Source organism: Pedobacter indicus, assembly GCF_003449035.1.
In the GTDB taxonomy this organism is placed as follows: Bacteria; Bacteroidota; Bacteroidia; order Sphingobacteriales; family Sphingobacteriaceae; genus Albibacterium; species Albibacterium indicum.
On record NZ_QRGB01000001.1, the window covers coordinates 1,221,150 to 1,243,983 of the forward strand.

19 protein-coding genes are annotated in these 22,834 nt (G+C 40.1%); 7 read left to right on the forward strand and 12 right to left on the reverse strand.

Annotated features, from left to right (window positions below):
- Positions 1–25 precede the first annotated feature (25 nt).
- Entirely contained in the window at positions 26–739 is a 714-nt protein-coding gene (locus D3P12_RS05560; RefSeq protein ID WP_157970259.1) for a hypothetical protein, read from the forward strand.
- Here the strand turns inward: D3P12_RS05560 and D3P12_RS05565 are convergent.
- From D3P12_RS05565 to pyrR, 9 genes are all read right to left on the reverse strand, one after another.
- A complete protein-coding gene (locus D3P12_RS05565) occupies positions 723–2,051 on the reverse strand; it encodes a bifunctional folylpolyglutamate synthase/dihydrofolate synthase (protein ID WP_118194060.1) in 1,329 nt (442 codons plus the stop codon). The genes D3P12_RS05560 and D3P12_RS05565 overlap by 17 nt on opposite strands.
- Positions 2,052–2,069: 18 nt before the next feature.
- Positions 2,070–2,888, reverse strand: a complete 819-nt coding sequence (locus D3P12_RS05570) for an energy transducer TonB (RefSeq protein ID WP_118194061.1) — start codon at positions 2,886–2,888, stop codon at positions 2,070–2,072.
- A 12-nt stretch (positions 2,889–2,900) separates the two neighbouring features.
- Positions 2,901–3,308, reverse strand: a complete 408-nt coding sequence (locus D3P12_RS05575; RefSeq protein WP_118194062.1) for an ExbD/TolR family protein — start codon at positions 3,306–3,308, stop codon at positions 2,901–2,903.
- A gap of 52 nt (positions 3,309–3,360) precedes the next feature.
- Positions 3,361–4,056 (reverse strand): MotA/TolQ/ExbB proton channel family protein, encoded by a 696-nt coding sequence (locus D3P12_RS05580; RefSeq protein WP_118194063.1) that lies wholly within the window; start codon positions 4,054–4,056, stop codon positions 3,361–3,363.
- Positions 4,057–4,071: 15 nt separating this feature from the next.
- On the reverse strand, positions 4,072–5,157 hold the full coding sequence (locus D3P12_RS05585; protein ID WP_118194064.1) for an SPOR domain-containing protein: 1,086 nt from the start codon (positions 5,155–5,157) through the stop codon (positions 4,072–4,074).
- Between the two features lie 23 nt (positions 5,158–5,180).
- Positions 5,181–6,893 carry a TonB-dependent receptor gene (locus D3P12_RS05590; RefSeq protein WP_118194065.1) on the reverse strand — a complete coding sequence of 571 codons (1,713 nt, stop codon included), beginning with the start codon at positions 6,891–6,893 and terminating at the stop codon, positions 5,181–5,183.
- Positions 6,894–6,896: 3 nt separating this feature from the next.
- Positions 6,897–9,926 carry a tetratricopeptide repeat protein gene (locus tag D3P12_RS05595; RefSeq protein WP_118194066.1) on the reverse strand — a complete coding sequence of 1,010 codons (3,030 nt, stop codon included), beginning with the start codon at positions 9,924–9,926 and terminating at the stop codon, positions 6,897–6,899.
- A gap of 161 nt (positions 9,927–10,087) precedes the next feature.
- Positions 10,088–11,029 (reverse strand): aspartate carbamoyltransferase catalytic subunit, encoded by a 942-nt coding sequence (locus D3P12_RS05600; protein ID WP_118194067.1) that lies wholly within the window; start codon positions 11,027–11,029, stop codon positions 10,088–10,090.
- 21 nt (positions 11,030–11,050) lie between these two features.
- A complete protein-coding gene (gene pyrR, locus D3P12_RS05605; protein ID WP_118194068.1) occupies positions 11,051–11,602 on the reverse strand; it encodes a bifunctional pyr operon transcriptional regulator/uracil phosphoribosyltransferase PyrR in 552 nt (183 codons plus the stop codon).
- Positions 11,603–11,702: 100 nt separating this feature from the next.
- Between pyrR and D3P12_RS05610 the strand changes: the two genes are divergently transcribed.
- Both D3P12_RS05610 and D3P12_RS15725 read left to right on the forward strand, forming a co-directional pair.
- On the forward strand, positions 11,703–13,358 hold the full coding sequence (locus tag D3P12_RS05610) for a dipeptidyl-peptidase 3 family protein (protein WP_245977397.1): 1,656 nt from the start codon (positions 11,703–11,705) through the stop codon (positions 13,356–13,358).
- A 45-nt stretch (positions 13,359–13,403) separates the two neighbouring features.
- The gene (locus D3P12_RS15725) at positions 13,404–13,568 is read left to right on the forward strand and encodes a DUF5670 family protein (protein WP_394341513.1); all 165 of its coding nucleotides are present in this window, start codon (positions 13,404–13,406) and stop codon (positions 13,566–13,568) included.
- 64 nt (positions 13,569–13,632) lie between these two features.
- Here D3P12_RS15725 and D3P12_RS05615 read toward each other — a convergent pair whose 3' ends face one another.
- The 3 genes from D3P12_RS05615 to D3P12_RS05625 form a co-directional block, all read right to left on the reverse strand.
- A complete protein-coding gene (locus D3P12_RS05615) occupies positions 13,633–13,962 on the reverse strand; it encodes a DUF3276 family protein (protein WP_118194070.1) in 330 nt (109 codons plus the stop codon).
- A 128-nt stretch (positions 13,963–14,090) separates the two neighbouring features.
- Positions 14,091–14,303 carry a hypothetical protein gene (locus tag D3P12_RS05620; RefSeq protein ID WP_157970260.1) on the reverse strand — a complete coding sequence of 71 codons (213 nt, stop codon included), beginning with the start codon at positions 14,301–14,303 and terminating at the stop codon, positions 14,091–14,093.
- 145 nt (positions 14,304–14,448) lie between these two features.
- Positions 14,449–16,713, reverse strand: a complete 2,265-nt coding sequence (locus tag D3P12_RS05625) for an aconitate hydratase (protein ID WP_118196981.1) — start codon at positions 16,711–16,713, stop codon at positions 14,449–14,451.
- Positions 16,714–17,110: 397 nt separating this feature from the next.
- Between D3P12_RS05625 and D3P12_RS05630 the strand changes: the two genes are divergently transcribed.
- The 4 genes from D3P12_RS05630 (at position 17,111) to D3P12_RS05645 (ending at position 22,820) form a co-directional block, all read left to right on the forward strand.
- Positions 17,111–18,331 carry a hypothetical protein gene (locus tag D3P12_RS05630; RefSeq protein ID WP_118196982.1) on the forward strand — a complete coding sequence of 407 codons (1,221 nt, stop codon included), beginning with the start codon at positions 17,111–17,113 and terminating at the stop codon, positions 18,329–18,331.
- An 84-nt stretch (positions 18,332–18,415) separates the two neighbouring features.
- The gene (locus tag D3P12_RS05635) at positions 18,416–21,223 is read left to right on the forward strand and encodes a TonB-dependent receptor (protein ID WP_118194072.1); all 2,808 of its coding nucleotides are present in this window, start codon (positions 18,416–18,418) and stop codon (positions 21,221–21,223) included.
- Between the two features lie 123 nt (positions 21,224–21,346).
- Positions 21,347–22,327 (forward strand): helix-hairpin-helix domain-containing protein, encoded by a 981-nt coding sequence (locus D3P12_RS05640; protein WP_118194073.1) that lies wholly within the window; start codon positions 21,347–21,349, stop codon positions 22,325–22,327.
- A complete protein-coding gene (locus tag D3P12_RS05645; protein WP_394341514.1) occupies positions 22,287–22,820 on the forward strand; it encodes an adenine phosphoribosyltransferase in 534 nt (177 codons plus the stop codon). The genes D3P12_RS05640 and D3P12_RS05645 overlap by 41 nt, the downstream gene beginning before the upstream one ends.
- Positions 22,821–22,834 lie beyond the last annotated feature (14 nt).

The following is a 22,834-nucleotide window of genomic DNA, read 5'->3' on the forward strand; positions in this document are numbered from 1 at the left end:
ATAGCAGGCTTTTTAAATGTTTGGAATGAAGAGGGTAGTCGTATTTTTCTTGTTCATCCTACTCGTGTCTGGAGCGCAAGCGCAGACACTGAAAGGGATTGTTATGGAGTTGGATAGTTCGAAACCTATTCAGCAAGTTGAAGTAAAAAATGTGCGTACCGATGTGCTTGTTGAAACGACAGCATCAGGAGAGTTTTCGATAGATGCCAATGTGAACGATCTATTGACATTTGGTTATCCCGGATATCGCTTAGATACCCTGGTTGTAGTTGACCACGAGCTGAAGCGGGTCTATATGACACCGTTGAAAGACTTTAACATCCTGGAAGATGTTGAAATAACCGATTTGTCTGATGTACAGCTGGAAGAAGAGATTCGGCTTGCGCGGGAGCGTGGCAAATCGGTTCACACGGCTCAAGGTGGAGGGATTGCGATTTCTCCGTCCCGGTTATTTGGGAGGGAGGCGAAGGAAGCCCGAAGGCGTTATGAATTGTTGATTGAAGAAAAAGAGAACCGGGTAATTAATGCTAGGTTTAATGAAGGTATTATCACACCGATTATACCTCTAAAAGGGCGTGATTTGGACTTGTTTATGGTGAAATTTCGACCGTCTTATGAATTTGTTGAGCAGTCGGACGATGAACAGATCCGTTTGTATATCATGGATTCCTACAAAGAATTCAAGAATATGAGTCAGGCCGAAAAGGATAAAATTAAGTTAATTAAACAAACAGAGTGAGTGCCTCTGCGACAATAAAAGTACTGCCACCGATAAAAATCAAATCTTTTTTACCTGCATTTTGCAGGGCAGATTGAACCGCATCAGTAACCGACGCGTAAGCTTGGCCCTGAAGTTCAGAAGCCTGGCTTAACCGGGCTAGTTCGCATGCAGGAAGGGCGCGATCGAAAGCCGCATTGCAGAAGTAATAGGTGGCATTTGTCGGTAAAAGTGAAAGGAGTGCTGTTATATCTTTATCTTTCATAATCCCTATCACCATATGGAGGTGTTGGTATTTTGCGTCGTGTAAGTTGCTTATAACTGCCTTCCAACCGGCTTCATTATGCCCTGTATCACATATAACGCGTGGTTCTTTCCTGAGTGTTTGCCAGCGTCCCATGAGTCCGGTTAAATCCTTAACATGAGCAAGCGCGTCAACTATATTGGTTTTTGAGATTTGATAACCTTGATGATTTAACTCGTTAACAGCTGATAGGACAGACAAGATGTTCTTTTCTTGATAGCTACCGGGCAGATCCAGCTTAATGTTGAAGGTTGTTGGGAGTGAAGTTGAAGCTGCTTCTGCAGTTTTATGTTTAAGATTTTCTGCCTGTAAGCTTAGATATTCATCATTTTTATTCTCAACTGTGACTGTCCATTCATCTTGCGCAAAAATAACTTCGCTGCCGGTGTTTGCGGCGGTGTCAAGAAAAATACTGGTTGTATCTTGGTGTTTCTCGCCGATAATAACAGGGGTTCCAGGTTTGATGATCCCCGCTTTTTCGCGCGCTATCAGCGGTAATGTATTGCCCAACATATGGGTATGATCGAGGCTGATATTGGTAATAACCGATAGTGTAGGATGGATAACGTTGGTAGAATCTAACCGCCCACCTAAGCCTGTTTCGATAATCGCGATATCTACATTGTGTTCGGAAAAGTGATGAAACGCCATAGCAACCGTAACCTCAAAAAAGGATGGTTGAAGAGTTTCGATAAAATCTTGCTGTTTTTCAACGAAGTCCACAACCTCTTGTTGGGATATCATTTCTCCGTCAATCCGTATCCGTTCTCTAAAATCTAAGAGGTGAGGCGAGGTATAGATTCCTGTTTTGTAGCCAGCCTGCTGAAGTACTGCGGCTAGCATATTGGAAACAGAACCCTTTCCATTCGTTCCAGCGATGTGAATTGACCTGAAGTTCTTTTGTGGATTGCCTAAGGCTTCGCAGATCTTTAAGGTATTCGATAAATCCTTTTTTATAGCGGCATCGCCTATCCGACTAAACAGAGGAAGTCTGTTATAGAGATAATCCAGAGTCTCTTGGTATTGCATGGATTAAGCTTGATTAAGCTATTTCAACTTGAAGTTAAAGACAATGACACCCGTTTGTACAGGAGGTGCTTTTTCGAGACGGTTTAATTGTGCGCCAAGTGCTGCCCGTTCGCATTTTTCATATAGGGCATTATTCGAAATTGTAGTACCGCGGACACCTGCTCTGGCAGATATAATTTTTCCATCACGGTCTACGCGGACTTCAACAGCTATTTTTCCTGACTGTTGGCCGTTGTCTTCAATTTGAGGAGCAACAACAAAGCGCCTGTTTTCCAAACTAAGAGCCGCATCACCAAAGCCTGATCCTCCTTCGCCATAATCGGCAGCAAGAGGGTCTCCTTGCCTGCTCCCTTGATTTCCAGCTGTAGTGCCTGTTCCATCACCTGTTCCCGATGCATTATTTTTCTTGCCGGTATATAAGGCATTGGGGTTTACGGTAGGTTTACTTTCTTTTTTTTCTGGTGTTGCTACCGGCGTTGGGTTTGGGCTGTTTTCCTTCGTGACAACTGCGGGTGCATCTTCCATATCTTGAGTAACGATGGCTTTGTCGCTTGTTTGTTGCGAGGCTACGGGCTCAGGAGATGCATCGGGAACGACACGGTCTGGCCTCGTTTCATTAGCATTCGGATCCATCGAAGGCTCGTCAATACTCATATAATCATCACCCATACCAACTGGTGAGGTTCCATAGTTTACAATGATGCCTCCAGTTCCAAATTGAGGCATCGGATTCCCAAGGATAATAAAGTAGCTAATAATAAAAAGAACTACCATGATTCCCGCCGAAATCCCAATTGCTTTTGGGTAATAATTGTCCTCTTGTTGGTGAAAACTCATCTTATTAAATCCTTATTGTGGTTTTGGTTCGGTTGCCAATACCAATTTTATCCGTAATTGATTAGCCGCATCCATTACTTCGATCACATCTCTGATAGAAACACTCCGATCGACATATAGCATAATTGTCAGTTCTTCTCCCGGTTGAACGTATGCCTGTAAAGCAGGTAATAAATTCTCTACGGGTACAGGTTCCTTCTCTATGAAATATTCCAGGTTTTCAGTGATTGACACTGTAATCGTCTTCTTTGCCAACGACTGCTCGCCCGAGCTGGATCTTGGCAATAAGAGTTTTACTACCTGTGGATTGGCCACAGCCGAAGCTAAGAGGAAGAACAGCATCAAAAAGAACATGATATCGTTCAATGCTGCGGTGTGCACCTCTGCTTTCGGCTTTTCCCTTCTTCGTCTAATTTTCATTTACTTGCTATTATAACAAAGTTACTAAATTCTAAATAAAACAAATTGACCGCTAAGATACAGGCTCATCAAGGAGGTCGATAAACTCAATTGCATCTGTTTCCATACGAAGGATGATACGTTCAACCATTTCATTTAGGATATGATAACCAATATAGGCGATGATACCGATAATTAATCCGGTTGCTGACGATACCATTTTTACATAGAGTCCGCCAGATACGGTACCAATATCAATCACACCAGCGAGCTCCACTTCATGGAAAATTGCAATTACACCGATAATCGTACCAACAAACCCCATCATCGGAGCGATCCCGGCAATAATTCCTAAAATATTGATGTTCTTTTCAAGTTTAGCAACTTCAAGTTTACCCACATTTTCAATAGCACCTTCAATTTCTTTAATTGGGCGACCGATTCTTAGAAGTCCTTTCTGGAGCATACGCCCGAGAGGGCCGTTGTTGTTTCTGCAAATTGCTAATGCTGATTCCAGTTTTCCGGAGAGGATGCTTTGTTTCACCTGAACCATCAGATTCTTTTCAAAGCGGTTTGCTTTGCGGATGGTGAGGTATCTTTCAATGAAGATAACTAAGCCTATTAAGAGCAAAAGTGCCAAGGGTAGCATTACCCACCCTCCTTTAATTAGGAGATCAATAAAACGCAGTTTTTCTGGTTCTTGAACTACTTGTTCTGCCGCCGTCATCATCGTATCCAATGGTAGGGTGGTGTCAATTTGTAATAGCATAGGTGTTATTATTCTTTAGTTTTGATTATTGATATTATAGTTCTTATTTTCCCATAGCCAAGCTTCTTTGGCTAATTCTTCTCTTACCCGTGAAAGTGATTCAGATGCTTCTGCCGAGGTATTGAACGTAGCATAACTTATCTTATTCATATTACCGGGTCTATTATTTTGCAATATATAAACATTATAGCCTTTTGCATTTGTTTTGTTAACAAAATCTTTTGCTTCTGTCATGGTTTCGAATGCAGCGATAATGATTTCATATCTTCCGCTAGGTTTTCTGATGATTTCTTCGGGATTGTTGTTCGCAACGGCGTCGGTGACGGTTGATGTGTCCGATACGGTCAGTGCGGTGGCACCTTCTCCTTGTAGCGTTGAAAGAGAGTCTTGATCGTTCTCTGTCTGAGCCGTAGCAACCGGTTGGTTTATTGCCGGCTGTTCCTTTCCTCTTGGCATCAGAAACCATATTCCCGCAATTATGATGCATGCGGCAATGCCAATAACAGGCCAAAGCCATCTTTTGGAGTCTCTTTCTAATGCTGAATCATCCAGCTCATTGTCTAACACAATCGGTTCGAATGTATCTTCATCAACTGTTTCGGTCTCTGAATTATCTGTATTGTTGGTTGTTTCAATTTCAGAAGAAGTTTCTGCTACTAAAGCTTCTAAGCTTTTTTCCTGTTTTCTTATGGGTAGTATTTCGGCTTCCTCGATAGGGTCGTATAAGCTAAACTCTGATGTTTCTTCCTCGGGAATGATGACTAGCTCGTCTTGAGGATTTACGAAGCAGTCGCCTAATCCCTCGATATACGCTTTCTGTTTGCTGGAAATACAATCTTCTAATTTATCGACTATTGACGATGAAACCTTTTTACTTTCGCTCAGAGATAAATTGTGATTCCCCGTTATAAACTCTGTAAGAGCATTACGGTCAATCTTCTGATTGCTAATAAGAAGTGCGTGTGAGGGCGGAATGAAAAGCTGTTTGTCTTCATCAAAATAAGCTGGCCTATATTCTTTTTTGAACATGCCAACGCCAGGCAGATAAAATGTTTCTTTATTTGCTAGTTCTCTTCTTATAATTGAACCTATATTGACCATCTTTGCGACGCAAAGTTATTTATTTAAAATGAATAATTTAATCCGCCGATAATATTGAAACCTAGATGAGGATAGTAGAGGTATTTCTCATACGCATCGTTCACTAAGTTGTTAGCTTGAACGAAAATGCCAAACTGATTGGTGATTCGATATTCCGCGCCGGCATTCAGGTTAACGAATGCTGGGATCTTCCGTACTGAGAATGGAGGTTCACCGCCGAAATCTATCAGTGGATCGAGGTACCTGGCGGAAGTTTCTCCGTTAAAGAAAACCTCTCCTGTTAAAAATAACTTTTCGCTAATATTAATTCTGGCGTCAGACGATATGCGAACCGTTGGCATAAACCAAGGCTCATCTTCTGTAGATAGTTTGTAATCGCTGATATTTAACTTTCCTCCAATATTTACAGTCTGAGATACACGCACGTTGATCTCGCCTTCAAAGCCTGAAATTGTGGTGGCATCTTCGGTGCCTGGATCGTAAATGACGTCAAAGCGTGTTGGGTCATCGATGTTGTTAACAAATAACGGCATATCTTCGATTTTACGGTAGAAGAAATTAGCTTTGTAACCAAAAGTAGCTCCTAAATTACCTTTTACCCCTGCGAAAATATTCAAACGATCAACCATATTATTTATATTGATGTTTTCGTTCAAATAAGGATTGTCTTGCGCCAGCGTACGTAATGACGTTTTTGTAACATCTCCATTAACGCCCCCGAATATCGTCGCAAATTGTGGGACAATATCTAATTCGAAATCGGCTGAAGGGAAGAGGTTGGTCCGGCTGGTATCATTACTTTCGGCGACGAAATTGGCTCCCAAAGTCAATTTGTAGTTTTCTCCTTGGAAACGGATATAGGGATTTAATCGCACTATATTATTCGGTGTGCTGTAATCGGTTCCTTTCACTGTCGTCAAGTCGGCCGATACGTTTGCTCCGAGGTTAAACGCTTGAATAGTTTTATTGAAATACCCACTGATCGCAAATGAATTTTCTTTTGCATTGAACGCATCACTGAATAGATAGGCATCTGCCTTCAATGAATAACTCACATCATCTGCGTTTGGATCATAATTTTTTAGCAACTCACCTGAAAGGTAGAAATCATTGAAGGTTTGATTTTCTGGAGTAAGTGCAGCGGCGTAAAGCTCAGGTATATAACCATAAAACGCAGTTCCATAACGATTATAACCCACTTCGCCTTTTAAGGTAAAAGCATCCATAAAACGTTTTCCAAATACGCCTATCTTCTGTTCAGAAAACTTTTGGCCTTCCAAATCGCCTTTCTGACCAAGATGCTTAGCGTAAAAGCCGGCTTGGTAGATATCTGCTGTGCCAGTATTCACGTACACCTCACCGAGAATCGTATTAAAATTGCCTATACCCAATTTCGCATAGTTATTTGTCATGATGTCAGGGCGTGTCGATTGTACCTCCTGAATATTCAACTGTCCCATACCCGAAGGCAGGTTAAGTCGCTTATCCATGATGTTATAGTTCAGCGACGGTTGAAATGTGCGTGTGTCACTGAGGTTGGGACTGCGCCGGATTTTAACCGCGTCCGCCAGAATCGGTCGATAGTCGCGTATAACTTCAACTTCTTCGATTGTGGTCGATTGTTGCGTATTGCTTTCAGGTGTCTTCGTTGTATCTACCTGCGCAAAGGTGTTCAGCGACAAAACACCCAATCCGATCATAAATGTATATTTAAGCATTGAAATCTTCAATATCATGACTTATTCTTTGTTATTAAGTTTGTCTAAACGTTCGGTAGCTTCGGGGATGATGTCATCCTCTTTGTTTTCATAATTTTCTAAGATGCTCTCCAATGTACTTTTTGCCTGGAACTCATCTTTCAGAGCAACGTACGTGTCGGCTAAGAGTATAAAGCTTTTGGCTACCCAGTAATCATGCGATGGCATGTTTTTAATCAGATCAAAAGCGGTAGCCTGAGCAGCCTTAATCCCTTTTTCTTCAAACTGCAGACGTCCAAAATTATATTTAGCTTCAGCGCCTACGACAGTTTGACTACCGTTGGCTGCAGCCTCGAATTCTTTTTTAGCAGCGGCCTTGTTTTCTTGAGCTAAATATGCTTTTCCAGAATACAAATGTGCTCGCGCGATATCCTCTTCAGAAGATTTTTCATAGCCTTTTACGAAGCCTGCATATTTTAACGTCTCATCCATTTCACCCATCATGTAGTATGATTTCATAAGGTTGTTTACAGCAAAACCGTAATTGGCTACATAGTCAGAAGTTAATTCAAGTTTTTTCAGCGGAGCGATTGCTTCGTTGTATTGCTCCAGATCTAAGTGTAATTGAGATACGCTGATTAAGGTACGTTCCGTATAAGGGCTCGTCCAGTCATTCAGAATAATGTTATAATCATGTAAAGCTTCTTTCGGTTTTCCTGTTTTCCAAAGGCTTTCAGCTCGGATAAAGCGAGCATATTTCTCTTGGATTGGTTTTGGAAACTTATCGAAATATGCGTTGATTGCTTCAACTGCAGCTTCGTATTCGCCACGAGCAAATAGTCCGTTTGCCGCTTGGAATGTAATATTATCTTGCTCTGCAGTTGAAAGGTTACCAATATTTGTCGTTTGCGCATAGCTTAGATAGCCTTGCGCATCACCTTGGTCTATGTAAATGTTCTGTATGGTTTTCAGAGCTAACTTCGCTTCATCGGTTGTAGAATAGTCTTCAACAACACGTTGAAATGTTTTTATTGCTTCGTCATTCTCCTGTTTATTATATTGAACGAGTCCAATCGTAATCAAAGCTCTTGGTACATAGCTACTGCGAGGATATTCTTCAATCATTTCTTGAAGTCCGGTAATCGAAGTTTCATAATCCCCCTGCAAAAAGCGCGAATATGGGATCTCAAATGCAGCGTCATCTGAGTAGTTGGAATTAGGGAATTGTTCTTGAAGCTCGATCAGTGTCGCGATCTTAGTCTCGATATCACCTTGTAAGCCTTGTATAATACCTCTTTGATAGAGCGCATAATCTTCACCCTTCACTTTTGCACTGATCAATTTATTGTACTGTGTCATTGCCCGGTCGTAGCTTCTCAGCGAGAAGTAAGAATCTCCCAAACGGGCAATCGCATCGTTACGGGTATTTTGATCAGAATCACTACTTGCTAAGAAACGTTCGAAGTAGTTTGCTGCTGTTGAAAATGATGAATTTCGGTAAGCTGCATAGGCAAGGGCATAATTAGCATAGCTGTAAACTGATGTGCTTTTTGCAACTGGATAACGAAGGAATTTATCAAAATTAACGACAGCTTCACCGTATTTACGCACCTCGTACATAGCTTCAGCTTTCCAGTAAGTCGCTAATGCTTGTATATTGGGGTCAGCAGGCACACTTTCCGAACGCATAAATAATGAAATTGCATTTTCAAATGCACGCTCGTTGTAATGTTCTAAGCCTCTGAAATATGTAACTTTTTGGTAGGCGGCGTTGGCCTCCCTACCCCGGTTAGGGATTGTTTCTAATATATTGACAGCCTCACTGTAATTTTTGGTCGTTAATAGAATCTCTGCAAGCAAAGTCTTCGCCTCATCTGTATTTTCTGAATTCGGATAGGTTTTTAGGAAACTTTGCGTCGCCTCTAACGCCACTTGATGGAACTCGAGTTCGTATGATAGTTTTGCATAATTCAGTGCACCTTCTTCTTGAAGCTCGGGATCGAAATCAAGTTTAGAAGCTCTAAAGAAGGCATTACGGGCGCTTTGTTTATTGCCTTTTTGCAAGAAAGCATCACCTAGGGTAATCATACCAGCCTGATAGTATGCTTCAGGTTGGTCCATTTTCTCAAGTTCAGCAATCGCTTTGTCGAGATCTCCTTCAGTATAGGCTATATAACCGATGTTGTAGGTGTCCTGATTGCTTTGTGTCGCACCCTGATCTGCCGCCTGATACCTATCATAGTAGATCTTGGAGTTTTCTAAATCCCCTTTTGAGAAATATGTCGCACCGACAATACGGAGCAGGTCGGTTTCACTTTCTTGTTTCGTTGTTTCTAATATTGGAATTGCATAAGCTAGTACATCATCATAGCGTTTGTCCAAGTAATAGAGAGATGCGATGTAGTAGGGGTAGCTGCTTTCAAATTGTTTTGATCCTTTTAATCTTTCAAATTCTGATAAAGCTGTTTTGTATTCGCCATCTAAGTATGCTAAATAAGCATAGTAGTAAATAGCAGACTCATTATAAGGAGAGCGTTCGTTTTTAAGACGTTCAAGCATAGGTTTGGCCTCTTGAAGCCGATCCTTTTTGAAATACGAATAGGCGAGTTTGAAACGGTACTCAGAACTTTCTAGGCCACTCAAAGCACCTGCATCTAACTTCTCAAACCATTCAATAGCTTTATCGTAATTCTTTTGACCAAAATAAGATCTTCCCACCTGGTAATATGCTGCTTTGGTACTAGAACTTGTCGGATAATCTTTGATGAATTTAAGGAACAGGTTTTCTGCATCTATATTGCCCATTTCTAAGGCGCATACCGCTTGGTAAAAACGGGCTTTTTCTTTCAATAAGCTTGCCTGAGCCTGTTCATCTTCTTGAATAACAGATCTTATCCGTGTGTTCTCAACTTTGTCGAACTGTTTTGAGGCAGCAACATATTTTCCACGCTCGTACAGTTCCATTCCACTTTTATAAGCTTCGTCTATCTCTTGCCAGGCTCCTTGCTGTGCATAAGCTCCGCCAGCAAGTAAGCTAAGAGCAAGACTGATTTGAGTGAATTTTTTAAACATATTGTCTAATATTCTTTTTGTGCTAAGATAAGATGATTATTAATTTTTTAAACAATTTATGCCTTGAATATAAACAGGCCGACATTAAAATAACGTTAATAATTGTTAAAAAATACAATTGTTAATGCATAATTGCCGATAGACATAAATCGATCTGTGTTTTACCCCCTTTTGGCAGCTAGTAAATACAATACAGCCATTCGGACTGCTACTCCATTTTCAACCTGCTCTAGAATGATCGAGTGTTTACTGTCGGCTACATCGCTGGTAATTTCCACACCTCGGTTGATGGGCCCGGGGTGCATAATGGTAATTTCCCGATCTAAGGAATCCACTATTTTTTTATTCAAACCATACAACATAGAATATTCACGTAAAGAAGGGAAATAAGAGATGTCTTGTCGTTCTAATTGAATTCGGAGCATATTAGCCACATCGCACCAATTGAGTGCCGCCATAAGATTATGCTCTACTTTTACGCCCAGTGACTGGATATGCTTTGGGATAAGTGTAGTTGGTCCGCAAACCATTACTTCTGCACCTAGCTTCTTTAAACAAAGAATATTTGACAGCGCTACACGGGAATGAAGGATATCGCCGATAATCGCTATCTTTTTCCCAGCAACATCACCCAGGTGCTCACGAATCGAGAATGAATCAAGTAATGCTTGTGTAGGGTGTTCATGAGCTCCATCTCCAGCATTAACAATTTGAGCATCAACATGGTTCTTTAAAAACACGCCGGCACCGGGATAGGGGTGGCGCATGACAATCATATCAACTTTCATCGCCAAGATATTGTTGACTGTGTCAATCAACGTTTCACCTTTGCTAACGGATGAAGAAGACGCAGAGAAATTCACAATATCAGCCGATAATCGCTTTTCCGCTAGTTCAAAAGAAAGACGGGTTCGGGTCGAGTTTTCAAAGAAAATATTCGCAATTGTGATATCTCTTAGTGATGGGACCTTCTTGATCGGTCTGTTCAAAACATCTTTAAACGTCTGTGCAGTGTCCAGGATTAAGTTGATATCTCCCTGAGTCAGATCTTTTATCCCTAATATGTGTCTGGTACTGAGTTGTTCTGCAGCTGCCTCTTTCATGCTCTTTTTACTTAGACGACTTTAATTTTTCTCTTCATTTACTAATAAGACCTGATCCTTTTTATCTGTTTCCGCCCAACTTACAATTACTTTCTGTGAATTGATGGAATCTATCGGTAATCCAACATAGTCAGGTTCAATCGGCAAGTGCCTTGCAAATCTTCTGTCTACTAAAACAAGCAACTCGACTTTTTCAGGACGTCCGAAAGATTGGATAGCATCTAACGCAGAACGGATGGTTCTGCCTGTCCATAACACGTCGTCCACAAGAATCACTTTTTTGTTTTCTACGATAAAGTTCATGTTCGTGCTGCTCGGGGAAAGAGGAAGGCTCCCCTTCATTCTAAAGTCATCGCGAAAAAAAGTAATATCCAAATCGCCAGATGGTACATTTTCAACTTTAAGAATCTTTTTCAATTCTTGAACGATTCGGTTGGCAAGGTAGACACCACGAGGTTGTATGCCTATAATAACCGAATTTGAGAAATCCTGATGATTTTCAATTAATTGATGACAAAGGCGTTGGATTGTTATTGTGAATTTGGCTCCGCTTAACAGAATTGAATTTTGCATCGAGGTATTATTTGGTCAAAAATAGCATTTTTTTTAGAACCTACATAAAATTGCTATTTTCGATTTGTACCTTTATGTTTACCTCAAAATTGGAATCTTTATGAGAATCAATCATTATAGATCATGCTTTATGGTTCTTCTGGCAGGGATTGCCTGCAGCATGAGTTTTTGTAATCAAACTGCCACAAATGATACTGCGTCTGCAGACTCATTGCAGCAATATGTTGATGATAGAATTCAGATATATGAAGTCGTTGAGCTGACTACAGATTTAACTGCTCTCTCCGATAATGACAAAGAGGTATTACCATTGCTGATTAAAGCAGCACAGGTGATGGACGATCTATTTTGGTTACAGGCATACCCTCAGCGTGATAGTTTGTTAGCAACAATCACTGATGAGCATACCAAAGCATTTATTGATATTAATTATGGACCGTGGGATCGGCTCAACGGGGATAAACCTTTCATCGAAGGGGTAGGGACTAAGCCGCTTGGAGCTTTTTTTTATCCTCCTGACATGACAAAAGAAGAATTTGAGAATTCGGGTCTGGAGCATGATATGTATTCAGTGATTCGAAGAAATCCGGAAGGGAATTTAATTGCTATTCCTTATTCTGAGGCTTTTAATTTGCAGTTGAATACAGCCGCAGATTATCTACGTCAGGCGGCAGAGAAAACAAACAACGAGCAGCTACGCAAGTACTTGGTATTACGTGCCGCGGCTTTGGTAAGCGATGATTATGATTTGAGTGATCGAGCGTGGTTAGATATGAAGACCAATGGTTTGGATATTATTATTGGACCCATTGAAAATTATGAAGATAAATTGTTTAACTCCAAGGCCGCTTTTGAATCTTATGTACTGGTGAAAGACAAAGAATGGAGTGCTCGGCTGGCAAAATACGTGAGTATGTTGCCAGGTTTACAAAAAGGGTTGCCGGTTGACCCTCTATATAAAAAGGAAAATCCGGGGACAGATTCTGAATTAAATGCCTACGATGTCGTTTATTATGCCGGTGACTGTAACTCCGGATCTAAGACAATAGCTGTAAATCTCCCTAATAGTGAAGTTATTCAGCAAGAAAAGGGCACGAGAAGATCACAGCTTAAAAATGCGATGAGAGCTAAATTCGACAAAATTTTATTGCCGATTTCTAATGTTCTGATTGACCCAGAGCAAAGAGAGTATATTAACTTTGATGCATTCTTCTCGAATGTTATGTTTCACGAAGTGGCTCATGGTCTTGGTGTTAAACAGACAATCAATGGGAAAGGCTTTGTTAGGGAGGCTCTGCAAGAACAGTATTCGTGGCTAGAGGAATGTAAAGCGGATGTCCTTGGGCTTTACATGGTTACGAAGCTTTTGGAAGAAGGAGAGCTGGATGGGTCAATCGAAGACTACTATACAACATTTATGGCGGGAATCCTTCGGTCTGTTCGATTTGGAGCTTCAAGTGCACATGGAAAAGCGAATATGATGAGTTTTAACTTTTTTCAAGAGAAGGGTGCTTTTAAGAAGAATGATAAAGGTTATTATCAAGTTGACTATAATGTGTTTAGACAGGCAATGGATGAGCTTGGTGAAATGATTTTGGTGGCTCAAGGTGATGGGGATAAAGCTAAGGTTGAGTCTTACCAGAGGGAATATGGTATTATTCAGCGTGATCTTCAAGGCGATTTGAATCGGTTGACAAAGAATAATATTCCGGTGGATATCGTTTTTGAGCAAGGTGTCGAAGTTTTAGGTTTATAGTATAGAAAACTTTTTTCCTACTATGTTGTTATTCATCAGAAAAAAATGAGAAACACACTAATAATCATTGGATCAATATTGCTGGTATGCTGGGTGGTTGGTTTAATCTTTAAAGTTATCGGCCTTGCTATTCACTCGTTACTAATCGTTGGTTTATTCTTAATTATAGCGAGTTTGATCAGGGGAAAACGAAGAGAGGGAGGAAATTAAAAAAGCCCGGCATGCCGGGCTTTTTCTTTTATTAAAATCTTTATAAATAATTAAAAGCTCAAGTCTAAAAGCTCAAGTCGTCAGCCTTATTAGGTTCAGAATTAGAAAAACCATTCTCAGAGAACTCATAGCGTTTTTCAACGACCTCTTGGTTTTCCTTGATGTAGTTAACCGTTTCGGCTAGCCCTTCTGCAAACTTTTCAAAATCTTCTTTGTATAAAAAGATTTTATGTTTGATAAATACACCATCTTCAAGTCTCTTTTTGCTTTCTGTGATCGTTAGGTAATAATCGTTTGCACGAGTAGCTTTTACATCAAAAAAATAGGTGCGTTTTCCTGCTCTCACTTTTCTTGAAAAGACTTCTTCACGTTCTCTTTTGTCAAAATCTCCCATTTCCAAATATTAGTTTAAGTTTTATTTACGGCATAAATATAAATGAATATATTTAAAATATGCAAATAAACCTTTATTAAATGGAGAAAAAATTCATAAAAAGTCCTTATCCATTAGCCTCTTAGCAATTATTTTTCAGACAAGTGATCGAATGAATCGACAAAATGATCGGCAGTTCTGCTGCGCACATCACCATCTGTTTCATGGTCTATTAGTGTAAAAGGAGCGTAATCGTACTGAATTCTTTTTATTACATTTTCAATCATTCCGATCGTATAGGTGCTGCGGTCTAGTTTGATTACAAATTCCTTGTCAGAGATCTCTAAGTTTAATCTGCTCATGATATATGAATTTAATTGGACTGTAAGGTAGAACATGCAGATTAACAGAATGTTAAATAGAAATTATCTTTATAATAAATAAAAAAAGAGAGACGCTTCATGCATATGAAAGCGTCTCTCTTTTTAGAATCTATAGAAATGAAATTTAGCTTTGGCTTTGTCTTATAATGTTAAGAGCACCACCTGCTTTAAACCATTCAATTTGCTGTTCATTGTAAGTATGGTTCACTTGGAAAGAATCTTTTGTGCCATCAGCATGATTTAAAACAACTGTCAACGGTTTGCCAACTGCGAATTCTGTTAAACCTATTACGTCTATTCGATCATCTTCCTGAATCAAATCATAGTCGTTAGGATTGTCGAATGTGATAGCCAGCATTCCCTGTTTTTTAAGGTTGGTTTCGTGAATCCGGGCAAAAGATTTAACTAAGATCGCGCGAACCCCTAAATGTCTCGGCTCCATTGCTGCATGCTCACGTGAAGAACCTTCACCATAGTTTTCATCACCCACTACAATGGTGTCAATGCCTGCAGCTTTGTATGCACGTTGCGTCGCAGGAACAGCGCCATATTCTCCGGTTAATTGATTTTTAACAGTATCAGCTTTGTCGTTTACAAAGTTAATAGCTCCAATTAACATGTTATTGGAAATATTGTCTAAATGACCGCGGTACTTTAGCCAAGGGCCGGCCATAGAGATATGGTCTGTTGTACATTTTCCTTTTGCTTTAATCAATAAAACCATGTTTGTCAGATCTTGGCCATTCCAAGGTTTGAAAGGTTCAAGTAACTGCAAACGATCGGATTCTGGATTAACTACTACTTGCACTCCCGCGCCATCTTTGGCTGGAGCCTGATATCCCGCATCTTCCACAGCGAAACCTTTTGTAGGCAATTCTAAACCAGTTGGCTCATCCAATTTAACCTGTTCTCCTTTTGAGTTTGTTAATGTATCTACCATCGGGTTGAAAGATAACTTTCCTGCAATGGCGAGAGCAGTGGTAATTTCCGGAGAAGCAACAAAGGCATGGGTATTCGGGTTACCGTCATTACGCTTGGCAAAGTTTCTGTTAAACGATGTTACGATAGAGTTCTTTTCTTTTTTATCTGCACCATGACGAGCCCATTGTCCTATACAAGGTCCGCATGCATTCGCCAATACGGTACCACCAATTTGTTCAAATGTGTTCAGGAATCCATCGCGTTCAATAGTATAGCGAACAAGTTCGGAACCAGGAGTAACTGTATATTCGGATTGTACCTGAAGGTCTTTATCTACAGCTTGCTGTGCTAAAGAGGCGGCGCGGCTGATATCCTCATAAGAAGAGTTTGTACATGACCCGATCAAGCCAACTTCTAATTTGTCGGGCCAATTGTTTTCTTTTACCGCTTCGGCGAATTTTGAAATTGGCCAAGCTAAGTCAGGCGTAAAAGGTCCGTTTACGTGAGGTTCTAGTTCCGAAAGGTTGATTTCAATAACCTGATCAAAATAGTTTTCAGGGTTAGCGTAAACCTCCGCATCACCTGTTAAGTGTTCTTTGATCTGGTTCGCGAGATCTGCAACATCCGATCGGTCCGTTCCTCTTAAGTAAGCCTCAGACTTTTCGTCGTATCCAAAAATAGAAGTGGTGGCACCGATTTCAGCACCCATATTACAAATAGTTCCTTTTCCAGTTGCAGAAAGAGTACGAGCACCCTCACCAAAATATTCAACGATTGCCCCTGTACCACCTTTTACCGTTAATATTCCCGCAACCTTCAAGATTACGTCTTTCGCAGATGTCCAGCCAGAAAGCTTTCCTGTCAACTTCACGCCAATTAATTTAGGGAATTTAAGCTCCCAAGGCAGCCCTGCCATTACATCACAGGCATCTGCACCACCAACACCGATTGCAACCATTCCCAGTCCTCCCGCATTTGGTGTATGTGAATCCGTTCCAATCATCATACCACCTGGGAAGGCATAGTTTTCCAATACTACTTGGTGAATAATGCCAGCACCTGGCTTCCAGAACCCGATACCATATTTGTTAGATACAGAAGAGAGAAAGTCATAAACTTCGCGATTCTGTTCATTTGCAATTTCCAGGTCAGCATCGGCTCCAATTTTAGCTTGGATTAAGTGGTCACAGTGCACCGTTGACGGTACCGCTACTTGTGGACGACCAGCCTGCATAAATTGCAATAATGCCATTTGTGCAGTTGCATCCTGCATCGCAACGCGATCTGGAGCAAAATCTACATAGTCCTGTCCTCTTTTGTAAGCAGTTTTGGTTTCACCATCCCAGAGATGGGCATAAAGTATTTTTTCGGTAAGTGTAAGTGGTTTACCAACTGATTCACGAGCTGCATTAATGCGAGTCTCAAATCGTTGATAAACATCTTTTATCATTTCGATATCAAATGCCATAATTATGTTTTTGTTTTGTTTATATGAAAATATCAGGGTTAACAGCTGAATCTGCATTTAAATGCAAAATTATCTGAAAATTGGTGCGAATTTACAAAAAAATAAAATAAAAAAGTAATGACGGATGTAGATCGAAAGTCATTTTCTATCGAAGTTGCATTATTAAAGACAAGTCTTGGAGTTTAGTGTGTTTTCTTGACCTAAGATACTGATCTATAGCAGATTGGTTTTCCTGCTAACATATACGTAATATTTAAATAACCTAAATGTAATGTTAGCGTAATATTAACATTACATCAATAGGCGTTCTTTGTAGCAAAATTTAAGGGTCGACAAACTAAAAACACGATTTAATTTAATAAAGACCATAAATAACTGAAAAATCAAAATGAAAAACATGAAAAATTTCTTCTTATCCCTATGTGCTGTAGCAGTATTGGGGTTTGCAGCTGGATGTAGCGATGATCCTGAAGGGCCAACGCCTGTAGAACCAGGAGAAGAGCTTACTAAAAGTGGAATTTTAGCTGAGAACGAAACTTGGACAGCAAACAACATTTATATCTTAGAAGGTAAAGTAGTAGTTGGCGATGGAACAACCTTAACAATTGAGCCAGGCACCATCATAAAAGGCGCGAAAGGCCAAGAGGCGGCAGCATCTGCCTTAGTTGTGGATCAAGGAGGTAAGTTGATTGCTAATGGAACTGCAGAATCTCCGATAATCTTTACTTCGGTTGATGATAATATCCAGCCTGGTGAAAAAGCAGGTACTAGCCTTGACGAAAATGCAAATGGACTTTGGGGTGGTGTTATTATTTTAGGAAAAGCACCGATTTCTGTTGGTAATGATGCGGGTGTAGCACAAATTGAAGGTATTCCTGCTACTGAATCATACGGCCAATATGGAGGTGATCAACCCAATGATAACTCAGGATCGTTAAAGTTTGTTTCCATTCGTCATGGTGGTATCACAATCGGACAGGATAATGAAATTAATGGGTTAACCCTAGGTGGTGTTGGATCAGGTACAGTTATCCAGAATATCGAAATCGTTGCTAATCAGGATGATGGTATCGAGTGGTTTGGTGGTACTGTAAATTCTTCAAACCTTCTTACCTGGGCTCATGGAGATGATGGTTTAGACGTAGATCAACAGTACACTGGAACGATCTCTAATGCAGTTGTTATCCAAGGTGATGAGCCAGGAAGCGCATTTGAATTAGATGGTCCGGAAGGTACTACAAATGGTACACCATTTATCATGAAAGATATCACAGTTTTCGGAAACGGAAAAGATGCTTTGGTTGCTGATTTAAGAGATGGTGTTGTCGTTGAGTTTGAAAATATTCTTGTATTGAACCCGGGTGCTGGATCAGCAGTAAAGATTAACGGTGCAGATTCGCAAAAAGAGTTAGTTGATGGAAGAATTAAATTTGCTAAATGGGAACTTCTTTTGCCAGGCGCATTAACGGTTGCTGATTTCTTTACTGGCGCTACGCCTGGTTCAGAAAGTAAATTTACTGACAACGCAGTTAAAATTGCTAGTGAAGATGCAGCTACAGTAGGTGCTAACTTAGCAGACTTCTCTTGGACTTATGCAGCCGAGAAAGGTGCTTTTTAATTAGAGCAATGTAAAACATTAAATGTCCATCATCACCGTCAGGGAGGATGGACATTTTTGATTAAGAACAATAATTTATTGATAATGATAAAGAAATTTTTTCTTTTATTCGTTACACTGGGTTTTTCACTATCGCTCTATGCAGATCGTGTAGTAGGAACGGTGATCGATGGTGGAAACAATGAACCGTTGGCCTATGCTAGCGTGCTTGTGAAGGGGACTCAAACAGCGGTAAATACTGATTTTGAGGGTGATTATTCTTTGGAACTGAAAGAAGGGGTATATACATTGGTTTATACATTTGTTGGATATGAAACCAAGGAAGTCGCTGATGTGGTCGTTGAAAACGGGAAAGTGACAGAGATCGATCTTACGCTCAACCCCTTGAATGATATGCTGGATGCTGTAGTGATTACAACAACAGCGAGGAAAAATACGGATGTCTCATTACTCACCATGCAAAAAAACGCCGGTATTTTGATGGATGGGCTATCCATGCAAAGTATTAAAAGAGCAGGAGCGAGCGATATCGCGTCTGCGGTAAAATCTGTTCCAGGCGTGTCAGTTCAGGGAGGGAAATACGTTTACGTCAGAGGGTTAGGTGATCGCTATACCAAGTCTATCCTGAATGGTATGGATATTCCGGGATTAGATCCAGATAAAAATACCATCCAAATGGATATTTTCCCAACCAATATTTTAGAGAATATCGTGGTGGTTAAATCGGCTTCAGCCGAGTTGCCAGCTGATTTTACTGGAGGAGTTGTTGATATAGTAACGAAAGACTTTCCGACACAAAAACAGTTTGGTGTTTCTATTTCAGGGGATTTTAACCCCGATATGCATTTTAAAGATAATTTTCTGTCGTATCAAGGCGGTGGAACGGATTTTCTGGGTTTTGATGATGGAACGAGGAAATTGCCAGTTTCAAAAGAATTGGACATTCCCTCCCCATACGGTTCGAATCGTGACCAATTGGAAGGAATCACTCGCTCCTTTAATCCGACAATGGCTGCTTTGACAAAAAACAGCATGCCCGATTTTTCAGTGGGTCTTAATTATGGAAATCAGTTTGATGTGGGCGATCATAGACTAGGCTTCATCGCTTCCATTGACTATAAAAATAGTACCTCATTTTATGAAGGTTTCGAAAATGGTATCTACCAAAGACCGGTTTCAAAGAGTGACTATGAGCTCAGGTTTGACAGAAGACAACGAGGAAATCTGGGAGAAAATAATGTTCTTGCATCCATATTGACAGGTCTGGCCTATAAAACCGATCGCTCTAAATATGTACTTAATCTTTTGCGAATCCAAAATGGTGAAACTCGTGCCGCTATATTCGATCAGCGTACTGAAATTTCGAACACCATCGATGTTGTCAAAGATAATCTGGAGTATACTCAACGATCGATTTCTAATTTGCTGTTAAGCGGTAAGCATACGAACGAAGATGCATCTTTTACAACCGAGTGGAAGATTTCACCGACCTTGTCAAAGGTGCATGATAAAGATGTGAGGTTAACAACATTTATTAAGAACAATAACGGTAGCCTAACAATCGGGTCAGATGCTGGTTTTCCTACACGTATATGGAGGGATCTCGAAGAAATAAATTTGGTGGGAAAGATTGATCTAGCGAAGAAATATCAATTAATGGATCAAAATGCCACTTTGAAATTCGGTGGTCTGTATAGCTATAAGCAACGTGATTTTGGTATCTATAAATACAATATTGCTAATCGAAATGTGAATACATCTGATTTGGATGGTGATCCGAATGCTATTTTAGCTGATGACAATATCTGGACAACAGGGAGTGACAGAGGTTATTATATTGAAGGTAGCTACCAGCCATCAAATACTTTTGATGCCGCGCAGCATACTGCGGCTGTCTATGTTTCAAACGAATTTAAAGTAGGTGAGAAATTAAGAACAATTCTAGGTGTACGTGCAGAAAAATTTATGACCTTCTTTACCGGACAAAATGCTAGTGGTAGTCAGGTCTATGATAATGAAAAAACCATTGATAGGTTGGATTTCTTTCCTTCTGCTAATTTGATTTATGCACTGAAAGATAATAATAATCTACGTCTTTCATATTCGAGAACGACGGCTCGTCCAACGTTTAAAGAATTATCCGTAGTTCAGATTCAGGATCTTTTGACCGGTGTCATGTTTTTGGGAAATCTGGATTTAGTTCCGACGTATATCAACAATTTTGATTTACGTTATGAACTTTTTGGTGATCAAGCTCAAATGTTCGCGGTAAGTGGTTTCTATAAGAAATTTAAGAATCCGATCGAGTTGGTGGTTTATTCTGATATTACACCAAATCAATTCACGCCGAAAAATGCTCCGGAAGCTGATGTATTCGGAGTTGAATTCGAAGCTCGAAAAAATTTCGGCTTTATTTCGGATGATCTTGAAAAGTTGAGCCTTAATGTAAACCTCTCTCTTATTGAGTCAAAAATCAAGATGAGTGATAGTGAGTATCAGTCACGCCTTACCGCAGCAAGAGAAGGCGAAGAAGTTGAAGATACCAGAAAACTACAAGGTCAGTCTCCGTATCTCATTAACACAGGAATTTCCTATAATGTTGTAGATCAGGGGGTTGAGGCAGGGTTGTTTTATAACGTCCAAGGTAAAACACTGGATATCGTAGGGGCAAATGTGAATCCAGACGTATATGTACAACCATTTAATAGCTTAAACTTTAAGTTTTCAAAAAAATTAGGTGAGAAAAAAGCTTCAACAATTACCGTGAAAGTCGATAATATCCTAGGTGATGAAAGACAGAGTCTATATGAATCCTACAACGCTGCCTCTCAAGCTTTCGAATACAGGAATCCTGGTCGTAGTTTCGGTCTGGGTTATAGCTGGACTTTTTAGACTCAAGAATTATTAAACGCAATCAAAATTCATAGAGAACGGCTGTTGATCTTCGACAGCCGTTTCTCATTTCTTGGAAAGCATAGCTTTCTTTGTATTTTTGTCTGAAGAATTGGTTGATTTATGAAGAGCTGGTTTTTAACAAACTTTTCTTTTTCGAGAAAAGAAATTCAAGGTATTGCTTTTTTAACTTGTATTGTGATTGTGGTTTGGTTGGCACCTTTCGCCTATCCATTAATCATCGCAAAGAAGGTCGACCAAGACTTCGAATCACGAAAGCAGGAGATTATAAGCTTTGTAGCGTTAAACCGTAAGAGTGAAGCTCAAGAATCAAGTACCGAGTCGCTGACTACATACCCAACGAAACCGGAATATTTTATTTTTGACCCAAATGATCTTTCGACTGATGATGGTAGGCGTCTCGGACTGTCTGATGTACAGGTTCGCATGATTCATAATTATCGAAAAAGCGGCGGGAGCTTTTACAAAAAGGAAGATCTTGCAAAGATTTATTCGATCAGTGAAGACGATTACAGTCGCCTAGCTCCTTATATTAATATTCAGTCTGTTTCCGTTGTTAGCGATAGTGTAAAAGCTCCGCGTAACAAGGTTCTCGCAAGTAAAGCAATCGAATCGGCAAGACGGCAAGAGATAATGATTAACTTGAACCGGACCGATTCTATCGAGCTACTCGATCTCTATGGTATTGGGCCAGCTTTTGCTTCGCGTATCATCAAATATCGCAACCTCTTAGGCGGTTATCATCATAAAGATCAACTTTTGGAAGTCTACGGGATGGATAGGGAGCGTTTTGAAGGTTTTCAAAAGAATGTATTTGTTAAGCCTCAGGAAGTACAGATGATCCAAATCAATCAGATTGAGTATCGGGAGTTGCTAAAGCACCCTTATATTACACCGCGACAAGCCAATACCATCGTTCAGTATAGGAATCAACACGGTATTTATCAAGAGCCGCGTGATTTATTAAAAATAGAGATAGTTGACGAAGATTTTTTGCGTAAAATTGTACCGTATCTAAGTTTTGAGATAGAAGAATCAACATATGCAGATAATAGAGAAGACCCTACGCACAGTGATCCGTGATGTCTATGATTTCCCCAAAAAAGGTATAATTTTCAAAGATATTACACCAATTTTCAAGGATGCGAAACTTTGTGAACAGATTATTGACGCGTTCGAGCAGAAATTTAAGGATCTTGATTTAGACGCGATTGTAGGGATAGAGAGTCGCGGTCTCCTATTCGGTTTTCTATTGGCCAATCGTTTAAGTATTCCGTTTATTCCTATAAGAAAAGAGGGAAAATTACCGGCTGAGACCTATAAGCAATCCTATGATCTGGAATACGGACAGGCTACCATTGAGATCCATCAAGACGCCTTTGAGCCTGGTGCAAAGATTTTGATGCACGACGATTTGTTGGCCACTGGCGGAACAATTGCTGCAGCTAGTAAGTTGATAGAAAAAATGGGCGGTCAAATCATGGCTTTTGCATTTGTTGTTAGCCTTGATTTTTTACAAGGTAAAGATAGCATACGACCTTACTGTGACCGCATTTTTACATTAGTAGACTATTGAATAGCTTTTTGATT

What these genes read in the sequence shown, in the direction of transcription:
- D3P12_RS05600 (WP_118194067.1), bottom strand. Translation starts at nt 11,029, where the DNA reads ATGAAAGAGGCAGCTGCAGAACAACTCAGTACCAGACACATATTAGGG.
- D3P12_RS05635 (WP_118194072.1), top strand. Translation starts at nt 18,416, where the DNA reads ATGATAAAGAAATTTTTTCTTTTATTCGTTACACTGGGTTTTTCACTA.
- D3P12_RS05560 (WP_157970259.1), top strand. Translation starts at nt 26, where the DNA reads ATGAAGAGGGTAGTCGTATTTTTCTTGTTCATCCTACTCGTGTCTGGA.
- D3P12_RS05575 (WP_118194062.1), bottom strand. Translation starts at nt 3,308, where the DNA reads ATGAAAATTAGACGAAGAAGGGAAAAGCCGAAAGCAGAGGTGCACACC.
- D3P12_RS05580 (WP_118194063.1), bottom strand. Translation starts at nt 4,056, where the DNA reads ATGCTATTACAAATTGACACCACCCTACCATTGGATACGATGATGACG.
- D3P12_RS05565 (WP_118194060.1), bottom strand. Translation starts at nt 2,051, where the DNA reads ATGCAATACCAAGAGACTCTGGATTATCTCTATAACAGACTTCCTCTG.
- pyrR (WP_118194068.1), bottom strand. Translation starts at nt 11,602, where the DNA reads ATGCAAAATTCAATTCTGTTAAGCGGAGCCAAATTCACAATAACAATC.
- D3P12_RS05570 (WP_118194061.1), bottom strand. Translation starts at nt 2,888, where the DNA reads ATGAGTTTTCACCAACAAGAGGACAATTATTACCCAAAAGCAATTGGG.
- D3P12_RS05615 (WP_118194070.1), bottom strand. Translation starts at nt 13,962, where the DNA reads ATGGGAGATTTTGACAAAAGAGAACGTGAAGAAGTCTTTTCAAGAAAA.
- D3P12_RS05610 (WP_245977397.1), top strand. Translation starts at nt 11,703, where the DNA reads ATGAGAATCAATCATTATAGATCATGCTTTATGGTTCTTCTGGCAGGG.
- D3P12_RS05625 (WP_118196981.1), bottom strand. Translation starts at nt 16,713, where the DNA reads ATGGCATTTGATATCGAAATGATAAAAGATGTTTATCAACGATTTGAG.
- D3P12_RS05630 (WP_118196982.1), top strand. Translation starts at nt 17,111, where the DNA reads ATGAAAAATTTCTTCTTATCCCTATGTGCTGTAGCAGTATTGGGGTTT.
- D3P12_RS05645 (WP_394341514.1), top strand. Translation starts at nt 22,287, where the DNA reads ATGCAGATAATAGAGAAGACCCTACGCACAGTGATCCGTGATGTCTAT.
- D3P12_RS05585 (WP_118194064.1), bottom strand. Translation starts at nt 5,157, where the DNA reads ATGGTCAATATAGGTTCAATTATAAGAAGAGAACTAGCAAATAAAGAA.
- D3P12_RS15725 (WP_394341513.1), top strand. Translation starts at nt 13,404, where the DNA reads ATGAGAAACACACTAATAATCATTGGATCAATATTGCTGGTATGCTGG.
- D3P12_RS05620 (WP_157970260.1), bottom strand. Translation starts at nt 14,303, where the DNA reads ATGAGCAGATTAAACTTAGAGATCTCTGACAAGGAATTTGTAATCAAA.
- D3P12_RS05590 (WP_118194065.1), bottom strand. Translation starts at nt 6,893, where the DNA reads ATGATATTGAAGATTTCAATGCTTAAATATACATTTATGATCGGATTG.
- D3P12_RS05595 (WP_118194066.1), bottom strand. Translation starts at nt 9,926, where the DNA reads ATGTTTAAAAAATTCACTCAAATCAGTCTTGCTCTTAGCTTACTTGCT.
- D3P12_RS05640 (WP_118194073.1), top strand. Translation starts at nt 21,347, where the DNA reads ATGAAGAGCTGGTTTTTAACAAACTTTTCTTTTTCGAGAAAAGAAATT.